This is a genomic window from Mycobacterium sp., assembly GCF_035314905.1.
In the GTDB taxonomy this organism is placed as follows: Bacteria; Actinomycetota; Actinomycetes; order Mycobacteriales; family Mycobacteriaceae; genus Mycobacterium.
In genome coordinates this window covers 1-24065 of the sequence record NZ_DATFYW010000014.1, presented here as the reverse complement: position 1 = coordinate 24065, position 24065 = coordinate 1, and the positions used below count along the sequence as shown (strand labels likewise).

At 68.8% G+C, this 24065-nt stretch carries 23 protein-coding genes; 9 read left to right on the top strand and 14 right to left on the bottom strand.

Annotated features, from left to right (window positions below):
- Window positions 1-29 precede the first annotated feature (29 nt).
- Complete coding sequence (locus VKG81_RS01275) at window positions 30-914, top strand: oxidoreductase (RefSeq protein ID WP_324389011.1); 885 nt, start codon at window positions 30-32, stop codon at window positions 912-914.
- Here the strand turns inward: VKG81_RS01275 and glpK are convergent, their stop codons facing one another.
- Window positions 915-2429, bottom strand: coding sequence for a glycerol kinase GlpK (glpK, locus tag VKG81_RS01270; RefSeq protein ID WP_324389010.1), 1515 nt, complete (start codon window positions 2427-2429; stop codon window positions 915-917).
- Window positions 2430-2502: 73 nt separating this feature from the next.
- On the opposite strand from glpK, the gene VKG81_RS01265 reads away from it, so the two are divergent.
- The 6 genes from VKG81_RS01265 to VKG81_RS01240 all read left to right on the top strand — a co-directional run bounded on the left by VKG81_RS01265 (window position 2503) and on the right by VKG81_RS01240 (window position 8452).
- Window positions 2503-3261 carry a class I SAM-dependent methyltransferase gene (locus VKG81_RS01265; protein ID WP_324389009.1) on the top strand — a complete coding sequence of 253 codons (759 nt, stop codon included), beginning with the start codon at window positions 2503-2505 and terminating at the stop codon, window positions 3259-3261.
- A 61-nt stretch (window positions 3262-3322) separates the two neighbouring features.
- Window positions 3323-4795: a glutamate--cysteine ligase gene (locus VKG81_RS01260; RefSeq protein WP_324389008.1), complete on the top strand. Its 1473-nt coding sequence runs from the start codon at window positions 3323-3325 to the stop codon at window positions 4793-4795.
- Between the two features lie 51 nt (window positions 4796-4846).
- A complete protein-coding gene (locus VKG81_RS01255) occupies window positions 4847-5056 on the top strand; it encodes a ferredoxin (protein WP_324389007.1) in 210 nt (69 codons plus the stop codon).
- Window positions 5053-6465: an NAD(P)/FAD-dependent oxidoreductase gene (locus tag VKG81_RS01250; protein ID WP_324389006.1), complete on the top strand. Its 1413-nt coding sequence runs from the start codon at window positions 5053-5055 to the stop codon at window positions 6463-6465. The genes VKG81_RS01255 and VKG81_RS01250 overlap by 4 nt, the downstream gene beginning before the upstream one ends.
- Window positions 6462-7733, top strand: a complete 1272-nt coding sequence (locus tag VKG81_RS01245) for a cytochrome P450 (RefSeq protein ID WP_324389005.1) — start codon at window positions 6462-6464, stop codon at window positions 7731-7733. Before VKG81_RS01250 ends, VKG81_RS01245 begins: the two co-directional genes overlap by 4 nt.
- Window positions 7734-7768: 35 nt before the next feature.
- Window positions 7769-8452, top strand: a complete 684-nt coding sequence (locus VKG81_RS01240; RefSeq protein ID WP_324389004.1) for a class I SAM-dependent methyltransferase — start codon at window positions 7769-7771, stop codon at window positions 8450-8452.
- On the opposite strand, the gene egtE is transcribed toward VKG81_RS01240, so the two are convergent.
- The 12 genes from egtE to VKG81_RS01180 form a co-directional block, all read right to left on the bottom strand.
- Window positions 8430-9557 carry an ergothioneine biosynthesis PLP-dependent enzyme EgtE gene (gene egtE, locus VKG81_RS01235; protein WP_324389003.1) on the bottom strand — a complete coding sequence of 376 codons (1128 nt, stop codon included), beginning with the start codon at window positions 9555-9557 and terminating at the stop codon, window positions 8430-8432. The genes VKG81_RS01240 and egtE overlap by 23 nt on opposite strands.
- Window positions 9554-10519: an L-histidine N(alpha)-methyltransferase gene (egtD, locus tag VKG81_RS01230; protein WP_324389020.1), complete on the bottom strand. Its 966-nt coding sequence runs from the start codon at window positions 10517-10519 to the stop codon at window positions 9554-9556. Before egtD ends, egtE begins: the two co-directional genes overlap by 4 nt.
- Before the next feature lie 31 nt (window positions 10520-10550).
- Window positions 10551-11249, bottom strand: coding sequence for an ergothioneine biosynthesis protein EgtC (egtC, locus tag VKG81_RS01225; protein ID WP_324389002.1), 699 nt, complete (start codon window positions 11247-11249; stop codon window positions 10551-10553).
- A complete protein-coding gene (gene egtB, locus VKG81_RS01220) occupies window positions 11249-12526 on the bottom strand; it encodes an ergothioneine biosynthesis protein EgtB (RefSeq protein WP_324389001.1) in 1278 nt (425 codons plus the stop codon). The genes egtC and egtB overlap by 1 nt, the downstream gene beginning before the upstream one ends.
- Complete coding sequence (gene egtA, locus VKG81_RS01215) at window positions 12523-13818, bottom strand: ergothioneine biosynthesis glutamate--cysteine ligase EgtA (RefSeq protein ID WP_324389019.1); 1296 nt, start codon at window positions 13816-13818, stop codon at window positions 12523-12525. The genes egtB and egtA overlap by 4 nt, the downstream gene beginning before the upstream one ends.
- Before the next feature lie 115 nt (window positions 13819-13933).
- Window positions 13934-14572, bottom strand: a complete 639-nt coding sequence (locus tag VKG81_RS01210; protein WP_324389000.1) for a sensor domain-containing protein — start codon at window positions 14570-14572, stop codon at window positions 13934-13936.
- Between the two features lie 3 nt (window positions 14573-14575).
- Window positions 14576-15004 carry an organic hydroperoxide resistance protein gene (locus VKG81_RS01205; protein ID WP_324388999.1) on the bottom strand — a complete coding sequence of 143 codons (429 nt, stop codon included), beginning with the start codon at window positions 15002-15004 and terminating at the stop codon, window positions 14576-14578.
- A gap of 79 nt (window positions 15005-15083) precedes the next feature.
- Window positions 15084-16544, bottom strand: coding sequence for a catalase (locus tag VKG81_RS01200; RefSeq protein WP_324388998.1), 1461 nt, complete (start codon window positions 16542-16544; stop codon window positions 15084-15086).
- 270 nt (window positions 16545-16814) lie between these two features.
- Window positions 16815-17189 (bottom strand): hypothetical protein, encoded by a 375-nt coding sequence (locus VKG81_RS01195; RefSeq protein ID WP_324388997.1) that lies wholly within the window; start codon window positions 17187-17189, stop codon window positions 16815-16817.
- 72 nt (window positions 17190-17261) lie between these two features.
- The gene (locus VKG81_RS01190; RefSeq protein WP_324388996.1) at window positions 17262-18416 is read right to left on the bottom strand and encodes a DUF4185 domain-containing protein; all 1155 of its coding nucleotides are present in this window, start codon (window positions 18414-18416) and stop codon (window positions 17262-17264) included.
- Window positions 18417-18450: 34 nt separating this feature from the next.
- Window positions 18451-19494, bottom strand: a complete 1044-nt coding sequence (locus tag VKG81_RS01185; protein WP_324388995.1) for an aspartate-semialdehyde dehydrogenase — start codon at window positions 19492-19494, stop codon at window positions 18451-18453.
- Between the two features lie 2 nt (window positions 19495-19496).
- A complete protein-coding gene (locus tag VKG81_RS01180; RefSeq protein ID WP_324389018.1) occupies window positions 19497-20762 on the bottom strand; it encodes an aspartate kinase in 1266 nt (421 codons plus the stop codon).
- Window positions 20763-20866: 104 nt separating this feature from the next.
- Between VKG81_RS01180 and VKG81_RS01175 the strand changes: the two genes are divergently transcribed.
- The gene (locus tag VKG81_RS01175) at window positions 20867-21457 is read left to right on the top strand and encodes a nitroreductase family protein (RefSeq protein ID WP_324388994.1); all 591 of its coding nucleotides are present in this window, start codon (window positions 20867-20869) and stop codon (window positions 21455-21457) included.
- On the opposite strand, the gene VKG81_RS01170 is transcribed toward VKG81_RS01175, so the two are convergent.
- Window positions 21448-22473: a hypothetical protein gene (locus tag VKG81_RS01170; protein WP_324388993.1), complete on the bottom strand. Its 1026-nt coding sequence runs from the start codon at window positions 22471-22473 to the stop codon at window positions 21448-21450. The two genes, VKG81_RS01175 and VKG81_RS01170, sit on opposite strands and share 10 nt — an antisense overlap.
- Before the next feature lie 158 nt (window positions 22474-22631).
- Between VKG81_RS01170 and leuA the strand changes: the two genes are divergently transcribed.
- The coding region (gene leuA / locus VKG81_RS01165; RefSeq protein WP_324388992.1) for a 2-isopropylmalate synthase at window positions 22632-24065 on the top strand (1434 nt) is incomplete at its 3' end.

Sequence of the window (24065 nt, the reverse complement as noted above, 5' to 3'; positions counted from 1 at the left end):
GAGAACCGGCCGGGGCTAGCCTGGAGGCCATGGCACGCTTCCCCCTCGGCCGGTTCCTCGTTGCCCGTATCGGTTTCGGGGCGATGCAGCTTCCCGGTCCCGGCGTGTTCGGACCGCCCCGCGACCACGAACAAGCCCTCGCCGTGCTACGTCGGGCCGTGGAACTGGGGGTCGACCACATCGACACCGCCCAGTTCTACGGACCCGACGTCGCCAACGAGCTCATCCGCGAGGCGCTGCACCCATACCCCGACGACCTCGCCCTGGTCAGCAAGGTCGGCGGCCGCCGCGACGACAAAGGCAACTGGCTGCCCGTACACGAGCCGAGCGAACTGCGCCGCGACATCGAGGAGAACCTGCGCAGCCTCGACGTCGACCAGCTCGCAGCGGTCAACCTCCGCGTGATGGACACCGACGCCGACGAACCGAATCAACCCGGCACGCTGCGTCAAGACCAGTTCGACGCTCAGCTCACCGCGATGATCAAGGCCCGCGACGAGGCCCTGATCGCCGGAATCGGACTCAGCAACATCACGCTCGACCACCTGCTGTTCGCGTTGAAACGCACCGAGATCGTGTGCGTCCAAAACGCGCTCAACCTCGTCGACCGGGCGTCGCAGCCGGTGCTCGACGAGTGCACCGAGCGCGGCATTGCGTTCGTCCCGTTCTTCCCGCTGGGATCCGCCTTTGCCGCGGACAATCCCGTGCTCGGCAACCCGGTGGTGCAGCGCACCGCCGCACGGCTCGACCGCACCCCCGCCCAGATCGCGCTCGCGTGGACACTGACGCTGGCGCCCAATGTCCTGCTGATCCCGGGCACCTCGTCGGTGCGCCACCTCGAGGAGAACATGGCGGTCGCCGAGATCGAGCTCGACGACGACACCGTTGCCGAGCTCAACGCCGCCGCAGGCTGATCAAACGTCCACCCAGCCGAGGGTGCGCTCGACGGCCCTCTTCCAGCCCTCATATCCGCCGGCCCGCTGATCGTCGCTCCAGTTGGGCGTCCAGCGCTTGCCCTCCTGCCAGTTCGCGCGCAGATCCGCGGGATCCGCCCAGAACCCGACCGCCAGCCCGGCCGCGTACGCGGCACCGAGCGCCGTGGTCTCGGCCACGACCGGCCGGACCACCTCGACGCCGAGTACGTCGGCCTGAATCTGCATGCACAGATCGTTGGCGGTGACCCCGCCGTCGACCTTGAGTTCGTCCAGACGCACACCGGAGTCCCTGTGCATCGCGTCGACGACGTCGCGGCTCTGGTAGCAGATCGCCTCCAGCGTCGCGCGGGCGAGATGCGCGTTGGTGTTGTACCGCGACAGCCCCACGATGGTGCCACGGGCATCGGAGCGCCAGTACGGCGCGAACAATCCCGAAAAGGCCGGCACGAAATACACGCCGCCGTTGTCGTCGACCTGGCGGGCCAGCGACTCGCTCTGCGCCGCGCCGCTGATGATGCCAAGCTGGTCACGCAGCCACTGCACCGCCGAGCCGGTGACGGCGATCGAACCCTCGAGCGCGTAGACCGGTTTCGAACCGCCGAATTGGTAACACACCGTGGTCAGCAGCCCGTGATCAGAGCGGACGATGTTCCCGCCGGTGTTCTGCAGCAGGAAGTTGCCGGTCCCGTAGGTGTTCTTGGCCTCGCCCTCGGTCAGACAGACCTGCCCGACCATTGCCGCCTGCTGGTCGCCGAGGATGCCGGTCAACGGCACCTCTCCATCCATCGGCCCGGACGGATGAGTGAGGCCGTACGGCTCCGGTGACGACGACGGCCTGATCTGCGGAAGCATCTGCCGCGGAATCCTGAAGAACGACAGCAGTTCATCGTCCCAGTCCAGGGTTTCCAGATTCATCAGCATCGTCCGGCTCGCGTTGGTCACGTCGGTGACGTGCACCCCGCCGCGGGGGCCGCCGGTGAGGTTCCAGGCCAGCCAGCAGTCGGTGGTGCCGAAGATCGCGTCACCGCTTTCGGCGGCCTCGCGGACCCCGTCGACGTTGTCGAGGATCCACTGCAGCTTGCCGCCGGAGAAATAGGTCGCCGGCGGGAGCCCGGCCTTGCGCCGGATCACATCGCCGCGACCGTCCCGTTCCAGCTGAGACGCGATGCGATCGGTCCGGGTGTCCTGCCAGACGATCGCGTTGTAGTAGGGGCGACCGGTGCGGCGGTTCCACACCAACGATGTCTCACGCTGGTTCGTGATGCCGAGCGCACACAGGTCGGCATCGCTGAGGTTGGTCTTGTTCAGCACCGACATCAGCACCGACGCCGTGCGTTCCCAGATTTCGACGGGATTGTGTTCGACCCAGCCGGCCCGCGGCAGGATCTGTTCGTGTTCGAGCTGATGGCGGCCCACCTCGGCGCCGGAGTGGTCGAAGATCATGCAGCGGGTGCTGGTGGTGCCCTGGTCGATCGAGGCGACGAAGTCGGCCAACGGTGCTCCTCGGCGAGACGCGTACTGTGCGCAACGCCTTGGCGTTGCGTCGGGTCTGGTGCAATCGTCCATGATGTCCCACATGGGTGTGAAGAACCTCGACATCGACCAGATGCCGCGAGGCGGCCCGGACGCGTCGTGGTTGGACCGCCGGCTCGAGACGGACTGCCGGGAATACCTCGACCGCGACGACGTCGACGATGAGCTCAAGCGCCGGGTGGTGCGGTCGCTGCACCGGATCGGCACCCTGTTCAACGAACACGAGCGCAACGCCCGCCTGGTACTCGACGAGGTGGCCGACGTGCCCGACCCGGCCATCCTCGAACTCGGCGCCGGGCACGGCGCATTGTCGCGGCTGGTCCTCGAGATGCACCCGACCGCGACCGTGACGGTCACCGACCTCGATCCGATCTCGGTGGCCGCCATCGCCGGCGCCGACCTCGGCCAGCATCCCCGCGCAACCGTGCGGGTGATGGACGCGACCGCGATCGACGCGCCCGACGAGTCCTACGATCTCGCGGTGTTCGCGATGTCGTTTCACCACTTGCCGCCCCGGCAGGCCGCGCAAGCCGTCGCGGAAGGCACGCGCGTCGCCGACAAGCTCTTGATCATCGACCTGCCGCGGCTGCCGTCGCTGCTACACGTCGTTCAGTTGGCCGCGTTCGCGCCGCTGGCAGCGGTGGTCCCGGTCATGCACGACGGTTTCATCAGCTCGCTGCGGGCCTACAGCCGGTCCGCTCTGCGCGCGCTGGCCGAGCATGCCGGTCCCGACATCGACGTGCGGTTGGGCAACCACGGCTGGGGACCGCAGGTCGTGGTCGCCAGTCGCTGACGCCAGGGCGATTCGGGCGATTTTGTTGCGGTCGGCCCGGCGAGCAGGTTGCATCAGCGACGTGGGCGACGAAGTGCGGCAGACCGTGAACAGCGGCGCGCAGCGCCGGGATTACCGGCGCAAGGTGCAGCTGTCGCTGGACGTGTTCGAGACCATGCTGGCCCAGTCAAGCTTCGACTTCGACCGACCGTTGACCGGCATGGAGATCGAGTGCAACCTCGTCGACGAGCACTACCAGCCGGCGATGCTCAATCGCAAGGTGCTCGAGGCGATCGCGGACCCGGCGTTCCAGACCGAGCTCGGCGCCTACAACATCGAGTTCAACGTGCCGCCGCGCCCGCTGCCGGGTGACTCCGCGCTGGAACTGGAATCCGACGTGCGCGCCAGCCTGAACGCCGCGGAAAACAAGGCGAACCAACACGGGGCGCACATCGTGATGATCGGCATCCTGCCGACATTGATGCCCGAGCACCTGACCGGCGAATGGATGAGCGAGTCGGTTCGGTACCGGCTGCTCAACGACTCGATATTCAACGCGCGCGGTGAGGACATCGTCATCGACATCGCCGGCCCAGAACGGTTATGCCTCCAAACCGGTTCCATCGCGCCGGAATCAGCGTGCACGAGCATGCAGCTGCACCTGCAGGTTTCGCCCGCCGACTTCGCCGACAACTGGAACGCCGCGGAGGTGCTCGCCGGTCCCCAGCTGGCGCTTGGCGCCAATTCACCGTACTTCCTGGGCCACCAATTGTGGGCGGAGACCCGCATCGAATTGTTCGCCCAGGCCACCGACACCCGCCCCGAAGAGCTGAAGGCACAGGGGGTTCGGCCACGGGTCTGGTTCGGCGAGCGCTGGATCACATCGATCTTCGATCTGTTCGAGGAGAACGTGCGCTACTTCCCGTCGCTGTTGCCGGAGATGTCCGATGAGGATCCGGTGGCCGAGCTGGCGGCCGGCCGCGCGCCGCTGCTGCCCGAGTTGCGGTTGCACAACGGCACGATCTACCGGTGGAACAGGCCGGTGTACGACGTGGTCGACGGCAGGCCGCACCTGCGGGTCGAGAATCGGGTGCTGCCCGCCGGGCCCTCGGTCGTCGACATGATGGCGAATGCGGCGTTCTACTACGGCGCGCTGCGCGCGCTGTCCGAGGAGGACCGTCCGTTGTGGACTCAGATGAGTTTCGCTGCGGCACAGGCGAACTTCCTCGATGCCGCGCAGCACGGAATGGAGGCCAGGCTGTACTGGCCCGAAATGGGCGAGGTGACAGCCGATGAGCTGGTGCTGCGCCGACTGCTGCCGCTCGCCGACGAGGGGCTGCGCCGCTGGGGAGTCGCCACGTCCGTGCGCGACCGCTATCTCGGCGTCATCGAGGGCCGTGCCAAGACCGGGCTCAACGGTGCGGCCTGGCAAGTCAACACGGTGCGCGCGTTACAGGAACAGCACGGCATGACCCGGCCGCAGGCGCTGGCCGAGATGCTGCGCCGCTATGCGCACCTCATGCACAGCAACGAGCCCGTGCACACCTGGGGGTAGGCACCGAACCGGCGTAGCATTTGCCTGCCACCACGCGAGAAGGAGCCGCACATGCGCCTCGCGGTTGATCTGAACCGGTGTCAGGGTTATGCGCAGTGCGTCCCGTTGGCGCCCGAGGTCTTCCGGCTGCTCGGCGAAGAGGCGCTCGCCTACGACCCGAATCCCGACGACTCCCAGCGTCAACGCGTGGCGCGTGCCGCGGCGTCGTGCCCGGTGCAGGCGATCATCGCGGAACTGGACCCGCCTGAGGACGCGCGGTGACGACCCCGTCGTTGGTGGCCGACCTGGTGACCGCGTTCAAGACCGAGGGCCGCATCGTCATCGTCGGTGCGTCGCTGGCCGGCCTGCGCGCCGCGGAGGCGTTGCGCGAGCGCGGTTTCGGTGGCCGGCTGACGTTGATCGGAGACGAGCGCCACGAACCCTACGACCGCCCGCCACTGTCGAAGCAGGTGCTGAAAGGCTGGGTTCGGCCCGACCACACCAAGCTTCCGCGGCTGCGCGCGATCGACGCGGATTGGCGCCTCGGTGTGGCCGCGACCGGCCTGGACCGCGCGAACCGCCTGGTGTTGCTGTCAAACGGCGAAACGGTTCCCTACGACCGGGTGTTGATAGCGACAGGAACCCGGGCCCGCTCTTGGCCGAACGCCTCAGAGGCCGCGTTGAAGGGTGTTTTCACGCTGAGAACCTGCGACGACGCGGCCAAACTTCAGGCCGCACTTCAGTCGCGCCCGCGGCGCGTGCTGATCGTGGGCTCCGGTTTCATCGGCTCGGAGATGGCTTCGGTGTGCTGCGAGCTCGGCCTCCGCGTCACGGTGGCCGAGCGGGCCAGTGGACCGCTGATCGGAGCCCTCGGCGGGGTGATCGCCGACATCGCCGCCAAGATGCAGCGTGAGGCCGGCGTCGATCTGCGCACCGGGGTCGCGGTGCAGTCCCTCGAGGGAGACCCTGACGGCCACGTGCGGGCGGCCCGGCTCTCGGACGGGACGGTGTTGGACGTCGATGTCGTGGTGGCCTCGCTCGGATCGATCCGCAACGTGGAATGGCTTGAAGACGCCCAGCTTGCGACGGGTTTCTGGGGTCTGGCCTGTGATGCCGGATGCCGCGCGTTCGACATCAACGGCGTGGTCACGGACAACGTCTTCGTCGCAGGCGACGTCGCGCGGGCACCGCACGTGCTGTACGAATACCAGTTCCTTTCGCTCGAACACTGGGACAACGCTGTTTTCGGCGCCGAGGTCGCCGCCAACAACATGGTCAACCTCGAAACGGGTCGGCGACCCCACCTGCCGCTGCCGTCTTTCTGGTCGGGACAGTTCAACGTGAACATCAAGGGCGTTGGGGTGTGCTCGTTCGGCGACGAGATCGTTTTCACGCAAGGCTCACCCCAGGACTACCGCTTCGCGGCCGCGTACGGCAAAGGTGGCCGCATCGTCGGCGCGGTCACGTTCAATCACGGCAAGTGGCTGGAGTACTACGGGGCGATGATCGAACGGTCCGCCCCGTTCCCGCCCCCGCCGCCCGGTTACGACCAGCCCCCCGACATGACCCCCATGCCCGCCAGGTTCCCCGATCCGCGGCTCCCTACGGCGATTCCCGATGTGGTTCTGACCGGCCATGATCCGACCTCCCGGGGCGCTGAGTTCCGGACGGGCAAGAAGTCGCAACGATGACCGCAGCCAACGCCTGGGCCGAGGCGATGAAGTACGAGAACCGCGCCGATCCGTACCCGTTTTTCGACGAGCTCCGCCGAACACCGGTGGCGCGGGTAGCCGACGACACGTTCGTCGTCACCGGCTACCGGGAACTGCTGGCGCTGGCACACGATCCACGGATCAGCTCCGACGTGTGCCGGAGCCCGCTCGGGGCGACCCGCGCCGCCGCGTCCGAGCCGGCCGTCGGAGCCGAACACGTGCAGAGCTACGGTCGAGAACCCAGCATCATCATGTCCGATCCCCCGGACCACGATCGGGCCCGCCGTCAGGTGATGCGCCACTTCGGACCGCCGCACTCCCCCGACGTCATCCCCGGCATGGAGCCCGACATCGTCGGGCTGTGCAACAGGCTGCTTGACGACGCCAAAGCCAAGGATCGCAACAGGATTGACATTGTCGACGACTACGCCTATCCGGTGCCGGTGGCGGTGATCTGCAAAATCCTCGGTGTTCCGCTCAAGGACGAACCCACCTTCCACGCATGGATCTTCGATTTGATGGCCGGCCTGGATCTCGGCCCGGAAGGCGACACACCCGAGGGAAAGGCCCTCGCCGAGAAGGGCCGCGCGAGCACCGCGGCGCTGACCCAGTACCTCGCGGGGCTGATCGAACGCTACCGACGCGAGCCCGGAGAAGGGTTGCTCTCGAAGCTGGTCACCGACGACGGCCCGGACGGCCCGATGCCGCCCGCCGAGGCGGTGTCCAACGCCGTGCTGTTGCTGATCGCCGGCCATGACTCGACCGTCAACACGATCGCCAACTGCGTGATGACGCTGCTGCGGAACCCCGGGTCGATCGAGCTGCTGCGTCAGTGTCGCGAACTCATCCCCCGCGCGATCGAGGAAGTGCAACGGCTGCAGTCCGCAGTGCAGTTCTTTCCCAGCCGCAGTGCCACCACCGACGTCGAGATAGCCGGGACGGTGATCCCGAAGGGCGCGGCGGTGCACCTGGTCTACGCCGCGGCCAACCGTGACCCGGGGCGGTTCCGGAATCCGAACCGGTTCGACCCACGGCGTGAGGACAACGAGCATTTCGGCTGGGGCAGCGGCATCCACACGTGCCTGGGCGGTCCGCTGGCCCGCCTGGAGGTGAATCTGGCGCTGGAGGCCTTCCTGCGCCGCGTGCACAACCCGCGGCTGGTCGTCGACCCGCCGCCATACCGGCACAACCAAATCTTCCGCGGTCCCCGCCATCTGTGGGTTGACTTCGACCGGATCACCGACTGAGCACCCCGTCACGGGCGCGGAGTAGGTTCGGTGCCATGTCGGAGGTCATGGACTGGGACAGCGTCTACCGAGAACAAGGTCGATTCGAAGGCCCGCCACCGTGGAACATCGGTGAGCCGCAACCGGAAATCGCCGCGTTGATCCAGGCCGGCAGGTTCCGCAGCGACGTACTCGACGCCGGCTGCGGGTTCGCTGAGGCGTCGCTTGACCTGGCGGCGCGGGGCTACACCGTCGTCGGCATCGACCTGACACCCACCGCGGTCGCCGCGGCCGGCGCGGTCGCCAAGGAGCGGGGTCTGTCCGACAGGGCGACCTTCGTGCAGGGCGACATCACGGCGTTCACCGGCTTCGACGGCAGGTTTTCGACGGTCCTCGACAGCACGCTGTTTCACTCGCTGCCCGTCGAGGCCCGCGACGACTACCTGCGGTCCATCCACCGCGCGGCGGCGCCAGGCGCGACGCTACTCATCCTGGTGTTCGCCACGGGCTCCTTCCCGCAGGGCACCGGCTTGCCGTTACCGAACGCGGTCACCGAAGACGAACTGCGCGAAGCTGTTTCCAAGTACTGGCAGATCGACGAGATCCGGCCGGCGGCCATCCACGCCAACAACCCGGACATGCCGCCGATCCCAGGTGTGGAGTTCCCGCAATTCGATCGCGATGAGAAAGGCCGGCGCATCATGCCGGCGTTTCTTCTCACCGCGCACAAAGCGAGCTGAGCACCCCGGCGAAGCGCGCGAGCTCGTCCTCGCCGGCGTCCACGTGCGGAGAGACCCGCAACACAGCGGCCGCCAGCTCGAACGGAGCGCGCTCGGGCCCGGCGACGGTGGTGACGATCGAGTGCCGCTCGATCAGCTCCGTGCGTACCCGGTTGACGTCCGCGCCGTCGGTCGGGGCCAGGGTGGTGATCGCCGACGGTGTGTCCACGGGTTCGACCACACGCCAGCCCGGCACATCGGCCAGCGCCCGGCGGGTCAGCCGGCCGACCTCGGCGAGCCGCTCGCGCACCCGCTGCGGCCCCGCGGCCAGGTATTCCCGCACCGCGACCGAAAACCCCAACCGCGCAGCGACATCTGCCTCCCCCAACTCCAGCAGTCGCAACGGCGGGACGTCGGGCAGCCAGTGAGCCGGCGGCAGCCGGCTGCGCAGCCGAGCCGCCAGCTCCGGCCGGACCGCAAGAAGGCCGACTCCCCGCGGCCCGGCCAGCCACTTGCGCGACGTTGCGTAGATCGCGTCGGCGTCGACGACACAGTTCATCTGCCCCAGCGCCTGAGCCGCGTCCACGACCAACGGAACGGCACGCTCGCGGCAGGCGGCGGCGATGCCGGCAACCGGCTGCACGACGCCGCGGTGACTTCCGACCGCGGTCAGATGCACCAGCGTCGGCGCGTCGGCGGCGATCATCGAAGCGACATCGTCGACCCGCGCGCGGCCAAGGCCGTCGACCGGCAGCGGCAGCACACCGAACCCGTTGGCGGCCATCACGGCCAGGTTGGGGCCGTATTCGCCCGGCAGACAGGCGATCACGCGGCGAGGCTCGGGCCAGCTACTCAACAGCAGGTCCAATGCATGCGCGGCACCGGTGGTGAAGACGATGTCGTCGGCCGTCATTCCCGTCAGCTCCCCGACGGCGCTGCGGCCTGCGGTCAACTCAGGCTCGGCCCGTTGTGCCGCGACGTAGCCGCCGATCTCGGCCTCGCGGCGGGCATGGGTGGCCGCCGCCTGGATCGCGGCGAAGCTCTGCCGGGAGCAGGCGGCGCTGTCGAGATGCATGCCGGCGACCGGTGGCCGGGCCGCCCGCCAGGCCCGCGCCAGGTCCGTCATTTCACAGCGAGCGACAGCCCGAAATCACCCGTGGGGTCGGTCCACCAATGCGTCTGCCGCAGGCCGGCCTGCGCGAGTTCGGCGGTCACAGCGTCGGGGCGGAACTTGCACGACACTTCGGTGAGCATCTCCTCGCCGTCGGCGAATTCGACGGTCAGGTCAAGCGCGCCCACGCACACACGTTGGGAACCCGTGGCCCGCAACCACATCTCGATCCGCTCCTCATCGGCGTTCCACCGGGCGACGTGCTGATACGCATCGATGTCGAAGTCGGCGTCCAGTTCACGGTTGACCACAGCGAGCACGTTGCGGTTGAACGCGGCGGTCACCCCGGCGCTGTCGTCGTAGGCCCGGACGAGCCGACCGGCGTCTTTCACCAAGTCGGTGCCCAGCAGCAGGCTGTCGCCCGGCTTGAGCACATCGGCCAGCGCGGAGAGAAACTCCGCCCGCGGCCCGGCGGTGAGGTTGCCGATCGTGGACCCGAGGAAAACCACCAAACGCTTTCCCCCGTTGGGGATTTCGGGCAGGTGCTCCTCGAAGTCCCCACAGACCGCGGCAACGTCGACGCCTGGATAATCGGCCTCGATGGCCGCGCCGGCGGATTGCAGGACGCCGGCGTCGACGTCGAACGGGATGAACCGTCGCAGCGTTCCGCGGTCGCGCAGCGCGTCGAGCAGCATGCGGGTCTTCTCCGACGTGCCGCTGCCAAGCTCCACCAGCGTGTCGGCGCCGGTGGCCCCGGCGATGGCGCCGGCGCGGGCCGCCAGGAGCGCCGCCTCGGTGCGGGTCGGATAGTACTCCGGCAGCCGCGTGATCTGATCGAACAGGTCGCTGCCGACCTCGTCGTAAAACCACTTGGGCGGCAGCGATTTCGGCATCTGCTGCAGGCCGTGGGAGACGTCGCGGCGTAACGCGCGGTTGGCGGAGTCGGCCGCGAGGTGGTTGGCCAGCATGACGCTCACCGGGGTGGTCTCTTCTTCGCGCAAGCGCTCATCAGCATCCTTTCAGGGCGGTCAGGATGACCGACATGTTCGGTGGGCGGCCGGTCACCTCGACAAGGTGGCGGTCGGGCACGTCCTCCCACGCGGGGTCGTCGTCGTAGGGCTCGCTGGCGACGATTACGCCGTCGTCGCAACGCAGCACCGACAGCGTGTCACCCCATGTGGTGGCCAGGATCCGAGATCCGTCGCCGGCCAGTATGTTCAGCCGTGCGTTCGGGTCGGCGGCGCCGACCTCGGCGATGGTGCCGGCCAGCGCGCCAAGTCCGCGGCTGAAGATCAACGCCGCCAGTTGGGCGCTGTCAACCACCGACTCGGCGTGCGGGGCCGGGGGCAGCACATCGCGGTCGACGCGCCCGTTGTGCGACAGGAGCCACTCGCCGTCGGTGAACGGCGCCGATGCGCTCGCTTCGATCGGCATCCCGACCGTCGCCGACCGGACCGCGGCCACCACACACCCGCTGGACAGCACCGGCGCGACCGACGCGAAGGACGCCTCGGCCCACAGCGGCGACGCGCTGCGCCAGCGCCGCGGACCGCCGGCGATGAACCCCACACCCCACCCGTCGGCGTTCACCAGACCGTGCTTCTGGCGGCGCGGCGCATACGACTGCACGAGTAGCCCGTAGGGCGGATCGAGCACCAGCGCCGCCAGCGAGCGGGGGTCACCCAACCAGCCGAGGTGGCGGCACATCAGGACGGGTCCCAGGCCAGTCGGACGCCTGCGAAGGTCTGCCGCCGGATCGGATGGTCCCAGTTGCGGAAACTGGGCCGCAGGATCTCGGGTGCGACCGCCCATGACCCGCCGCGGAGCACCCGGTAGTCACCGTCGAAGAACGGCTGGGAGTAGCGCTCGTAGATCATCGGCGTGAAGCCGGGCCAGGGCCGCAGCGGCGAGGACGTCCACTCCCACACGTCGCCCAGCATCTGCTCCACCCCGTACGCCGACGCACCGCCCGGGTAGGCGCCCACGGGCGCGGGTCGCAGCGCCGCGCCGCCGAGGTTGGCCAGCTCGGCGGTGGGTTCGGCCGCACCCCAAGGGAACCGCCGCCGCTGCCGCGTCCGCGGATCCCACGCGCAGGCCTTCTCCCACTCCACCTCGGTCGGCAGCCGGGCTCCGGCCCACGCCGCGTAGGCCTCCGCCTCGAAGTAGGTGACGTGCTGCACGGGTTCGCCGGCGGGAATCTCCTCGACGTGGCCGAACCTGATCCTGGTGCCGTCGGCGTTCCAGAACCGGGGGGCCGCCAGTCCGGCCTGCTGCCGATGCTCCCAGCCTCGCACCGACCACAATTCGGGGCGCCGGTAGCCACCGTCTGCGACGAACGCCTGCCATTCGGCGTTCGTCACCGGAACCCGGCCGATCCGGAACGCGGGCACATCCACCACGTGCGCCGGACGTTCGTTGTCCAGCGAGTGCGGCTCCGCCCCGGCGTCGACGCCCAGAACGAACGGACCGCCGGGGATCAGTACGGAGCTGCCGGCCAGGTCCGACCGTCCGACGGGCAGCGACGTGCCCGTTCCGAGCAGCGGCTCACCGGTGCGCAGGTTCAGCGCCTGCAGCATCGTCTCGTCGTGCTGGTGTTCGTGGCTGACGATCAGTGCGAACGGGAACGTCGTCTGCTCCCCGGGCAGCTTGTCCAGCGCGTCGAGTGCGCGTGCCCGCACCGACCGGCAATAGGCCCGCGCCTGCGCCGGCGACAGCAGCGGCAGGTCGACCCGGCTGGCACGCGAGTGGACGAACGCGTCGTACAGCGAGTCCACGGCCGGCGGCAGGATGCCGGGGCGGTCGGGATTGCCGCCACGGAGCAGCCACAACTCCTCCTGCTGGCCGATATGCGCCAAGTCCCACACCAGCGGACTCATCAGCGGGTGGTACTGCCTGCGCAGTTCGGTCTCGTCGAGGTCGACGATCGTCAACGTGCGCTCCCGCGCCGCGGCGAGGTCGCGGGCCAGCACTTCGCGTGTGCTCACGCCCCTCCCCCCTGCCGTGCCCCGGCCAGTTGCGTCACGGCCGCGCCGACACCGTCACGGATCACCCGCTCGGAGAAGTCATCACCCGGGCAACCGCCTTCCTCGATGATGCGGACCAGCCGCTGCATCCCGTCGTGCAGCGGGGGCGGCACGCGGGCGGCGACCGCGCCGGCGCAGCGCGCCGCGGCCGCGTGCAGCCGGGGGTCTTCCAGGCCGATCCGGGCCGCGGTGTTCCACGACGTGGCGACCGGCTCGGTGGCCTCGTCGGCGACGTCGGCAGCGACGGGGTCGTCGAGCAGGGTGACGAGCATGAACACCAGGGCCGGCCACAGCGCGTCGGGGACGCTGTCGAGATAGCGGATCTCCAGGAACCGGCGCGGGCGCACCGGCGGGAAGAGGGTGGTGAGGTGATAGTCCAGATCGGCGACGGTCGGTTGCCGCTCGCCGAGGCAGGCGCGAGCCTCGACCCAGTCGGCGAACGAAACATAACTGGTCACCGGCACCGCCTCCGGCTTGTGCACCAGCATCACCGGTGCCCGCAGCGCGTACCGCGCCCAGTCACTGGCCGGGTCGTCGCCGCTGGCACCCAGCACCGGCCCGCATCGGGCGGTGTCGAGCTGTCCCCACACGCGCTGCCTGGTGCTGCGCCAGCCAGAGAACTCGCCGCCGAGGAGCGGCGAGTTGGCGGCGATCGCAACCATCATCGGGCCCAGCGCGTGGGCGCGTCGCACCCGGGACGCCCACCCGTCGGCCGGGCCGGCGTCGACGTTGACCTGCACCGACGCGGTCGACGTCATCATCGCGGCACCGGCCGCGCCGGTGTGCGCCGCGGCGAAGTGCTGCTCCATCGCCCGGTAGCGGGCGCCCGGATTGACGCGCTGAGGCGCCCGCACGGGGTCCGCCCCGAGCAGGACCAGCCCCAGGCCGGCGGCGGCGAATGCCTCGCAGAGGACCGCGCGATCCGCCGTCAGGGCATCGATCGCGGCGAGAGCGCCGGCCATCGGTGGCCCCGACAGCTCGACGGCACCGCCGGGTTCCACAGTGACGACGCTGCCGCCCGGTAGGGGTGGCAGCGATTCGATGGTGTCGCAGAGCTCCCGCCAGCCCGGCCGGCGGCCCGGGTCGTCGACGTCGAAACAGTGGGCCTCCAACTCGATGCCGACCGCTCCGACCGCGGTGTCGGCGAGGCAGTTCGCCACGATGTGTTCGGCCGCGGAGTCCAACGTGGTCAGCGGGGTGTCATCGGCGTATCCCGGGGGCGGGCGGTCCACCTCAGACGTAACTGCGAACATCTTCTCGACCATCCCTCCGGGATATGTGTCCACCCTCCATCTTCCAGAGGGGTCCGACAAGAACCGGCGATTTCTCCCTGACGCGTTCGTGACGTGTACCCGGAATCGGGAGGTGTTACTGCCCCAGGGCGTTCTGCATCGCACCGGCGAGGACGTCGGCCGCGGGGCCGCCGTTGCCGGATTGACACACCTTGGCCTGAAGCAGCACGTTCTCGCGTCTGCGGGTTTCAGTGAAACAGCGGCGGTCGGTGCCGGCCTCCTGCTTGACCCACGTCGCATCGGTCGCGCTCGGCGGGCCACCGGTGAACGACCACACCTGGGTGGTCCCGTCGTCGAGATGCATCGCCGTGGTCTGCCCGGAACAGCCGACGGTGCGGTCGACCACCCGGTGGAAGGCCCGGTCGGCGGCATCGGTGGTGGCGAAGACGCCGACCGCCTGCTTGACGTAGTGCGTCTCGTCGGTCGGCGACTCTTTCGTCTCGGCCCCGTTGAACGACGCGAGGTCGGGGTCGTTGTACACCTCGGGCAGCCCGATGTCGGCCCAGTTGTTACAGACCGGGATGTCGACCCAGTAGCCCTGGGACGGCTCGTTGAAGAAGTTCTCCCACCGCAACGTGGCGCCGACGATGTTGCCAACCGAGCCCTTGCCCATGACCGCGTAGTTCACCACGCCGGGGTCCGAGTTCTTGGCGGATGCCGGCACCGCCAGGCCGATTGCGAGACCGACGCCCACCACTGCGGCGGCGATCCGCATCGACTAGACCTTCGCCGAGAGCGTGACGTCGACGTTCCCGCGAGTGGCCTTCGAATACGGGCACACCTGGTGCGCCTGGGTCATCAGATCGTCGGCGACGCCCTGCTCGAGGCCGGGCAGATAGCCCACCAGGTCGGCGGTCAGCCCGTAACCGCCCCCGGAGTCCTTGCCGAAGCCGATCCGCGCGGTGATGCCGGTGGCGTCGTCGAGCTTCACCTTGGCCTTGCCTGCGACGAGGCGAAGCGCGCCGAGGAAGCAGGCCGCGTAGCCGGCGGAGAACAGCTCCTCGGGGTTGGTGCCCTCGCCGCTGCCGCCCATCTCCTTCGGCGGCCGGGTGTCGAGATCGATTCGATCGTTGTTGGACTTCACATGCCCGTCGCGTCCGCCTCCAGTCGCCGTGGATTCCGCCGTGTAGATGACTTCGATGCTCATGGGGTCGATCATGCCAGCCCGGGCGCAGACAGCAAGACGCCCCGGTTGCGTCGGCAACCGGGGCGTCTCGCATGAGTGATCACCTGCCGTTGCCGTTCAGGTTGGCGCGCACACCTTCCTCGATCGTCTTGCCGAGGTCGGGGTCGACGTTGCGCCAGTACTCGAACACCCGCGACAGCACCGGCTCCCTGACACCATTGGACACGTGCCCAATGACGTTGTCGGCCAGGCGTTCCCGCGCGGCGTCGTCGAGGACCTCGCGGACCAGCGTGCCGGCCTGACCCCAGTCGTCGTCGTCGGGTCGCAGCGTGTACGCGGCGCGAACCATCTCGCCGTCGGCGTACCAGTGCACCTCGGAGGCGCGGTCCGGCTCGGCGTGCGGACCCCCGAACGAGTTCGGCGCGTACACCGGGTCGGTGGCGTTGCGGATCCGCATCGCCCCGTCCTTGCTGTAGCTGTGCACCTCGACCTTCGGTGAGTTGACCGGGATCTGCTTGTAGTTGACCCCCAAACGGGCGCGGTGCGCATCGGAGTAGGAGAAACCGCGAGCCAGCAGCATCTTGTCCGGGCTCAATCCGGTGCCGGGCACGATGTTGTTCGGCTCGAAGGCGGCCTGCTCCATCTCGGTGTGATAGTCGGTGACGTTGCGGTCCAGCGTCAGCCTGCCAACCTCATGCAGCGGGTAGTCGCTGTGCGGCCACACCTTCGTGAGGTCGAACGGGTTGAACCGGTAGGTCTTGGCCTCCTCGAACGGCATGATCTGGACCTTCAGCGTCCAACTGGGGTACTCGCCGCGCTCGATCGCGGTGTACAGGTCGCGCTGGTGGTAGTCGCCGTCGGCGCCTGCCAGCCGGTCGGCCTCCTCCTGGGGCAGGAAGTCGATGCCCTGATCGGTCTTGAAATGGTACTTCACCCAGAAGATCTCGCCACCGGCGTTGACCCAGCTGTACGTGTGGCTGGAGTAGCCGTTCATGTTCCGCCAGGTCTTCGGGATGCCCCGGTCACCCATCAGCCACGTCACCTGGTGCGCGGACTCCGGTGAGAGGGTCCAGAAGTCCCACTGCATGTTGTTGTCGCGGAGATTGTTGTTCAGGCGACGCTTCTGTGACCGGATGAAGTGCTGGAACTTCAGCGGGTCGCGGATGAAGAACACCGGCGTGTTGTTGCCGACGATGTCGAAGTTGCCCTCGGTGGTGTAGAACTTCAACGCAAAGCCGCGCGGGTCACGCCAGGTGTCCGGGCTGCCCCGCTCCCCCGCCACCGTCGAGAACCGGATCAGCGTGTCCGTCCTGGTGCCGGGCTGAAACACCGCGGCCTTGGTGTAGGCACCGACATCCGCGGTGACCTCGAAGTGGCCGAACGCGCCACCGCCCTTGGCGTGCGGCTGGCGCTCCGGGATGCGCTCCCGGTTGAAGTTGGCCATCTGCTCGATCAGGTAGTGATCCTGGAGAAGGATCGGGCCGTCCGGGCCGACGCTCAGCGACTCGTCGTCGCTGGGAGCCGGGTTGCCGGCATCCGTCGTCGTGTAGATATCCGTCATTCTCTGTCTCATCTCCTCGCTGTGGTTGAGCGGCCTCCCACAGGTTTCCCAGAGACACGGCATTCTGCACATGTACCCCGGAACACAACCTCGGCCCCGTCGACGCCGAAGCCGGCGGGGCCGGAGGGATGGGTCGCGACCCGTGGCGAAGTAACCCGAAGCCCGGCACCCCGCAAGGGGGTACCGGGCTCGTAGCCGGGCGTCGCGGGGGTCACGGGGTCAAGTATGCGCCCTCTCTGGAATGAGTCAAGAAAAGCCCGCGACGGCTGTTTACGGGTGCGGTGTCGCGCTCGGCGCGGTGGTCGGCGACTGCGAGCCACCCGGGCCGCCAGGCCCGAATTGGCCGCCGGGGGACCGCCACGTGGCCATGGGCGGGGGCCCGCCGTGATGAGACATCCCGGCGCCTTGCCAGTGGTGATGGTGGTGCCCGCCGTATCCGCCGCCGGCGTGCCTGCCGAGGGCGAATCCGGAGAAGAACACGATCGCGACGATGAAAACGACGCCCGCGACGATGCCGACCCACGCCAAAGCGGCGTAGAGGCGGCCGTGACGGTCGTATCGCGGGTCGGCCGGCGCGGTCCGGTAAGCCGGTGGCGCCGTTTCAACAGCTGTGGGTTCGGTGCGAGGTTCAGGTGATTCGGTCATGTTTTCGATGATGCCGACCGTGGAATTGGTACTTCGTGGGTTACACCAATGAATTGGCTGTGAAAAATTCGGTTAACCGCCGGGCGTCTGACCTGGCTTGAACGGGTTCACCGCAAACTGGATGACCCGGTACGGGGCCCGTGCGCGCGGGTCGACGTTGTTCCACTGGCTGATGAAGATTCGCAGTTCGTCCAGCGTCGAGCCCGGCGAGATGTAGCCGCCGTACGGCTGGGCGAGCCGGTTGTCGTCGGGGGGCGGCAGGCTTTCGGCGGGATCGGGCCAGTCGGTGGCGAGCACGACGGTGGTCACCGGCGCCGTTCCCAGCCCGGTGGGATCGTCGGCGACGCGCACTTCCATGTTCCCGGTGGTCGCGTTGAAGTACGACAGCACGGTCTTGCCGTCGATCTGCTTGACGCTCATCTCCCCGACCCGGTCTCCCCACAACGGCGTCGGCGGTTTGTTCCAGCCGCCGGCGGCGCCGGAAAGCCCCGACCAGCCCTGCCACGACGACCGGTCGGTGAACGTCTCCGGCCGGGCGCGCCACAGCGTCACCGGCCGGCTGCGGTCGAAGCTGTCGGCGACGAGGTAGACCCAGCCCGTCGGCGAGTCGGCCCGGGGGATCGGGTCGTAGTAGCCGCTGATCTGAGACTGCCTTCCGCCCTGGTAGCCGCCGTCGCGGACCGACCCGGGCACGGTGGGCCAGCCACCGTTCGCCGGATCGGCTTTCACGAGTCGCGTGGTCTGTGGCGCCAGGTTGCGGACGGTGGCGACGAGCAGATAGTTGGCCCGGTTGATCTGTACGACGCCCGCCGGCAGCTGGGAATCCCCCGGCGGAGTCGGGTCGGCCAGCAGCGGCCTGTCGACGCCGATCACCCGGTCGTACTGCACGCCGGCGGGGTCATCGATGGTGTCGGTCTCGGCGCGCAACGCGATCGGCGCGTACCAGCCGCCGAAGCCCACGCCCTGGCCGGCGAAGCTGTCGCCGCAGACCTGCAGCACGCCGCTGGGGAACTCCATGAACTCGCACAGGTCGGTCGCCCCGATCCCGTAGTCGCGGGTCGGGGTGCCCGTGCCCGCCTCGGGACCGATGCGCAAGACCTGGCCGGGCAACAGCGGTTGCAGAATCGGCTCGGGCTCAGGCGCGGGCGGATCCGCGTGTGCCGGTGCCGCTGTCAGGGTTCCGACGGCGACCAGCGCCGACCCGATCACCGTCCGGCACGCACCCATCGCCGGACAGCGTAACGGGAGGCGCTGCGGCGCTCTACAGTTGCGCCACGAGCAGCTCGGCGATCTGGATCGTGTTCAGCGCCGCGCCCTTCCGCAGGTTGTCACCAGAGACGAACAGCGCGAGGCCGCGGCCGCCGGGCACACCGGGATCCCGGCGGATCCGGCCGACGAGCGACTCGTCGACCCCGGCAGCGGCCAGCGGCGTCGGCACGTCGACGAGCTTGACCCCCGGCGCCGCGGACAGAAGCGCGGCCGCGCGCGCCGGCGAGAGGGGCCGGGAGAACTCGGCGTTGATCGACAACGAATGCCCCGTGAAGACCGGCACCCGCACACAGGTGCCGCTGACGAGCAGGTCCGGGATGCCGAGGATCTTGCGGCTCTCGTTGCGCAGCTTCTGGTCCTCGTCGGATTCGCCGGAGCCGTCGTCGACCAGCGAGCCTGCGAGCGGCAGCACATTGAACGCGATCGGCGCGACGTATGTCCGCGGTGCCGGATAGTCCAGCGCGCCGCCGTCGTGCACCAGCTGTTCGGCGTCGTCGATCACCGCGCGCGCCTGGGTGGCCAGCTCACGCACGCCGGCCAGGCCGCTCCCGGAGACGGCCTGATACGTCGAGGCGACCAAGCGCACCAGTCCCGCCTCGTCGTGCAGCGGTTTGAGCACCGGCATCGCGGCCATCGTCGTGCAGTTCGGGTTCGCGATGATGCCCTTCGGAAGCCGCCCGGCGGCACGGACATCTCTGTCGAAATTCACCTCGGAGACAACCAGCGGCACGTCGGGGTCCTTGCGCCACGCCGACGAGTTGTCGATCACCGTCACCCCCGCAGCGGCGAATCGGGGCGCCTGCACCCGCGACATCGTCGCGCCCGCGGAGAACAGCGCGATGTCCAGGCCGCTGGGGTCGGCGGTGGCGGCGTCCTCCACCTCGATCTCCTGGCCGCGGAACGCCAGCTTGCGGCCCTGCGACCGGGCCGATGCGAAGAACCGCACGCCGGTGGCGGGAAAGTCGCGCTCGTCGAGCAGCGTGCGCATCACCTGGCCGACCTGCCCGGTGGCACCCACCACACCGATGTTGACCATCGCTAGCGACCCGTCCCCGCGTAGACCACGGCCTTCTCGTCGCCGCCGAGGCCGAACGCCTCGTGCAGCGCGACGACCGCCTTGTCGAGCTCGGTGTCCTTGATCAGAACCGAGATTCGGATCTCCGACGTGGAGATCAGGTCGATGTTGACGCCGACGCCGGCCAGCGCCTCGCAGAACTTCGCGGTGACGCCGGGGTGGCTGCGCATGCCGGCACCGACGAGCGAGACCTTGCCGATGTGGTCGTCGTAGAGCACACGGCTGAAACCGATCTCGTCCTGCAGTGCGGTGAGCTTCTCCACCGCGGCCGGGCCGCTGTCGCGTGAGCAGGTGAACGTGATGTCGGTCTTGCCGTCCTCGATCTTGGAGATGTTCTGCAGCACCATGTCGATGTTGACGTCCGCGTCGGCGACGGCACGAAAAACCTTGGCGGCGTAGCCGGGAACGTCGGGAAGGCCGACGATCGTCACCTTCGCCTCGCTGCGGTCGTGTGCGACCCCGGTCAGAATCGCGTCTTCCATCGAGATGTCCTCCATCCATCCGGCCACGAGCGTGCCGGGCTTGTCCGAGTACGACGACCGGACATGTATCGGAACGTCGTAACGGCGGGCGTATTCCACGCAGCGCAGCATCAGCACCTTCGCGCCGCAGGCGGCCAGTTCGAGCATCTCCTCGAACGAGACGCTGTCCAGCCGGTGCGCGTTGGGCACGATCCGCGGGTCGGCGGTGAAGATCCCGTCGACATCGGTGTAGATCTCGCAGACGTCGGCGCCCAGGGCCGCGGCCAACGCGACGGCGGTGGTGTCCGAGCCGCCCCGGCCCAGCGTCGTGACGTCCTTGCTGTCCTGGCTGACCCCCTGGAATCCGGCGACCAGCACGATCAACCCCTCGTCGAGGGCCGATCGCAGCCGTCCGGGCGTGACATCGATGATCTTGGCGTTGCCGTGGATCCCGGTGGTGATCACGCCGGCCTGTGAGCCGGTAAAGGAGCGGGCCTGCGCGCCGAGCGAGTCGATCGCCATCGCGACCAGCGCGTTGGAGATCCGCTCGCCGGCCGTCAGCAGCATGTCCATTTCGCGCGGCGGCGGCGCGGGGCAGACCTGTTTGGCCAGGTCGAGCAGGTCGTCGGTGGTATCGCCCATCGCCGAGACCACCACTACGACGTCGTTGCCCTGTTTCTTGGTCTCGACGATGCGCTCGGCCACGCGGCGGATGCGGTCGGCGTCGGCCACCGACGATCCGCCGTATTTCTGCACGACGAGCGCCACGGTCACCCTTTCCAGCGGTGGCTTCTCAAGGTGGAAGCCACACCAAGAATAAGGGGTCTGCGCGGCTGATTTTTGCCACGCCGCTGCCGGGCTACTGTGAGCACGTGACCGACCGCGTCGCGGAAACGAGGGTCCGGATCAACCCTGCCATCGCCGCCCGCTGGAGTCCGCGGGCCTTCGATCCGTCGGCCGTGGTCACCGGTGAGCAGATCACCGCGCTGCTCGAGGCCGCGCGGTGGGCGGCGACGTGGGGTCACCGGCAGCCGGTGCGGTTCATCGTCGGCATGCGCGGCGACGACACGTACGGCAGGCTCGCCGGACTGCTCAAGCGGGGCAACAGCTACGCCAAGTCCGCGGGGGCGCTGATGCTGGTCGGTGTCGACGAGGGTCCCGACGACAACACCGCCGTGTACGCCGCGGTCGACGCCGGCGCGGCGATCGCCCAGCTGACGATCGAGGCGGTGTCGCGGGGACTGATCGCGCACCCGATGGCAGGATTCAACAAGGACGGTGCCCGGGCTGAATTCGGGCTGCCCGAGGAGGTGCGCCCGATCGCGGTCGTCGCGGTCGGCTCCCTGGGCGACTACGCCGCCGTGGACGACGCGATCGTCGAGCGGGATCGCATGTCGCGGCAACGGTTGCCGCTGGAAGACATCGCGTTCGCGGGAGCCTGGGGCCGGCCGTTTCAGGTGTAGAGCCTGGCGGCGCGGGCAACCACCGCCGCGGCTTCCTCGCAGTTGTCGCCGCCGATGTCGACGACGACAGCCGGGCGGATGACGAGACTGCCCGCCGCCAGGTACCCGCCGCCGACGCGCCGGCGCCGCATCGGCTCACCCACGAACGACAGCGCCGAGCAGAACCTGTGGTCGACGAAGATCTCGACGCCGTCCTGCGCACGGCGCTGAAGGCCCTCGGTCGCGGCGTCGACCAGTTCCGGTTGCAGATGGACCTGCAGCGCAAGCGCGTCCGGCGAGCCGCTGCGCCGGATGCTGAACCGGCAGTCGTACGGCGGCTGCGCGCCGATGTCCCAGTGGGCGATGTCCGCGCCCACGACGGTCATCGCTTCGCACGGGTCCCGTCCGGCCAGCGCGGACGGGTATGCCGCCAGCGCGTCGCGGGCCGGCAGCGGCTGCGACGTCACCCGTTCGGCGACCGCCACGGCGATCCGCTGGGCCAGGCCGCAATCCTGGTCGGCGATGAGCCCGATCTTCGCGAGCGGCCGCTTTTGTGTGCGCAACGGCGCTGCGCCCGGCAGCTTCGACAGCGGCAGCGGCACGCCGTAGACGCAGGAGTCCGGCGCGCCGGCGTAGACCGGCGTGTCGCCGACCCGAAACGCGACGGTGTCCCCGGGATCACCGGCCAGCTCCAGGTCGACGGCCACGATCTTGCGCGTGCTGGAACCGCTGACCTTCACGTCCAGGTCGCACTCGTTGAACGCGTAAAGCGTTCCAATGGAATTGACTTCGCCGATCTTGGCCATCACGTCGCGGTTGAGAAGACCGCACACGTCGATGCGGCGCAGCGCCCGCAGATACGCCAGCACAGCCGCGTCGCCGGCGCCGACCGTCTGCCCGTAGAGCGGCACCGCACCGGCGAAGAAATAGCCGGGGTCGACGTCCCGCTGCCCGGTCTCGGGGCGCCCGGCAGCCGTGTGCGAGCAGCCCGTCAACACAAGCGCACTGGCCAGCAGGCAGGCCAGCAGGTGCCTCACGGGGCACAGTCTGTCACGTATGCGGTAGAGTTCGTGACGTGCAGCGGGTGCTCCTTCTCGGACGCCGCGGCGGGGTCTGATCCAGACCGGCTTCCCGTCGCGGGTGTTCGCGATGCGCCGGTCGTGACCGTTAATTCTTCCGGAAAGCAACCGCAAAAATGACCCCCACAGACCCTCGTGTCGAGGTAATCGATTCCGCCGATGCGTTCGTGTCGGCACGCACCATCACCACTCCGTCGGGTGCCCCCAACCCGGGCCAGCCGGCATGGAACACGCAGCGCGGCTCGTCGATGCCGACCCGGCGGTACCGCGCCTTCTCCGAGGAGGTCGAGCCGATCCGGCTGGCCGAGCGCACCTGGCCCGACAGGGTCGTCGACCGCGCGCCGATGTGGTGCGCCGTCGACCTGCGCGACGGCAACCAGGCGCTGATCGATCCGATGAGCCCGGCCCGCAAGCGCCGGATGTTCGAGCTGCTGGTACGGATGGGCTACAAGGAGATCGAGGTCGGTTTCCCGTCGGCCAGTCAGACCGACTTCGACTTCGTGCGCGAAATCATCGAGCAGGGCGCGATTCCCGACGACGTCGCGATCCAGGTGCTGACGCAGTGCCGGCCGGAACTGATCGAGCGGACTTTCGAGGCGTGCCGGGGTGCGGCGCGCGCGATCGTGCACTTCTACAACTCGACGTCGATCCTGCAGCGGCGGGTGGTGTTCCGCGCCGACCGCGCCGAGGTGGCGCAGATCGCGGTCGACGGCGCCCGCAAGTGCGTCGAGGAGGCGGCCAAGTATCCCGGCACGCGGTGGCGCTTCGAGTACTCGCCGGAGTCCTACACCGGCACCGAGTTGGAGTACGCCAGGCAGGTGTGCGACGCGGTCGGCGATGTCATCTCACCGACGCCGGACAGCCCGATCATCTTCAACCTGCCCGCCACCGTCGAGATGGCCACGCCCAACGTCTACGCCGACTCCATCGAGTGGATGAGCCGCAACCTGGCCCGTCGCGACAGCGTCATCCTGAGCCTGCATCCACACAACGACCGCGGAACCGCCGTCGCCGCAGCCGAATTGGGGTATGCGGCCGGCGCCGACCGGATCGAGGGCTGCCTGTTCGGCAACGGTGAGCGCACCGGCAACGTGTGCATCGTCACGCTGGGGCTGAACCTGTTCAGCCGCGGCGTGGACCCGCAGATCGATTTCGCCAACATCGACGAGATCCGGCGCACGGTCGAATACTGCAACCAGCTGCCGGTGCACGAGCGCCACCCGTACGGCGGCGACCTGGTCTACACCGCGTTCTCCGGCAGCCATCAGGACGCGATCAACAAGGGCCTCGACGCGATGAAGGTGGCGGCCGACGAGGCCGACGCCGACGTCGACGACATGCTGTGGCAGGTGCCTTACCTGCCGATCGACCCCAGGGACGTCGGGCGCACCTACGAGGCCGTGATCCGGGTCAACTCGCAGTCCGGCAAGGGCGGGGTGGCCTACATCATGAAGGCCGACCACGGGCTGGCGCTGCCGCGGCGGCTGCAGATCGAGTTCTCTCAGGTGATCCAGAAGATCACCGAAGGCGAGGGGGGCGAGGTCACGCCG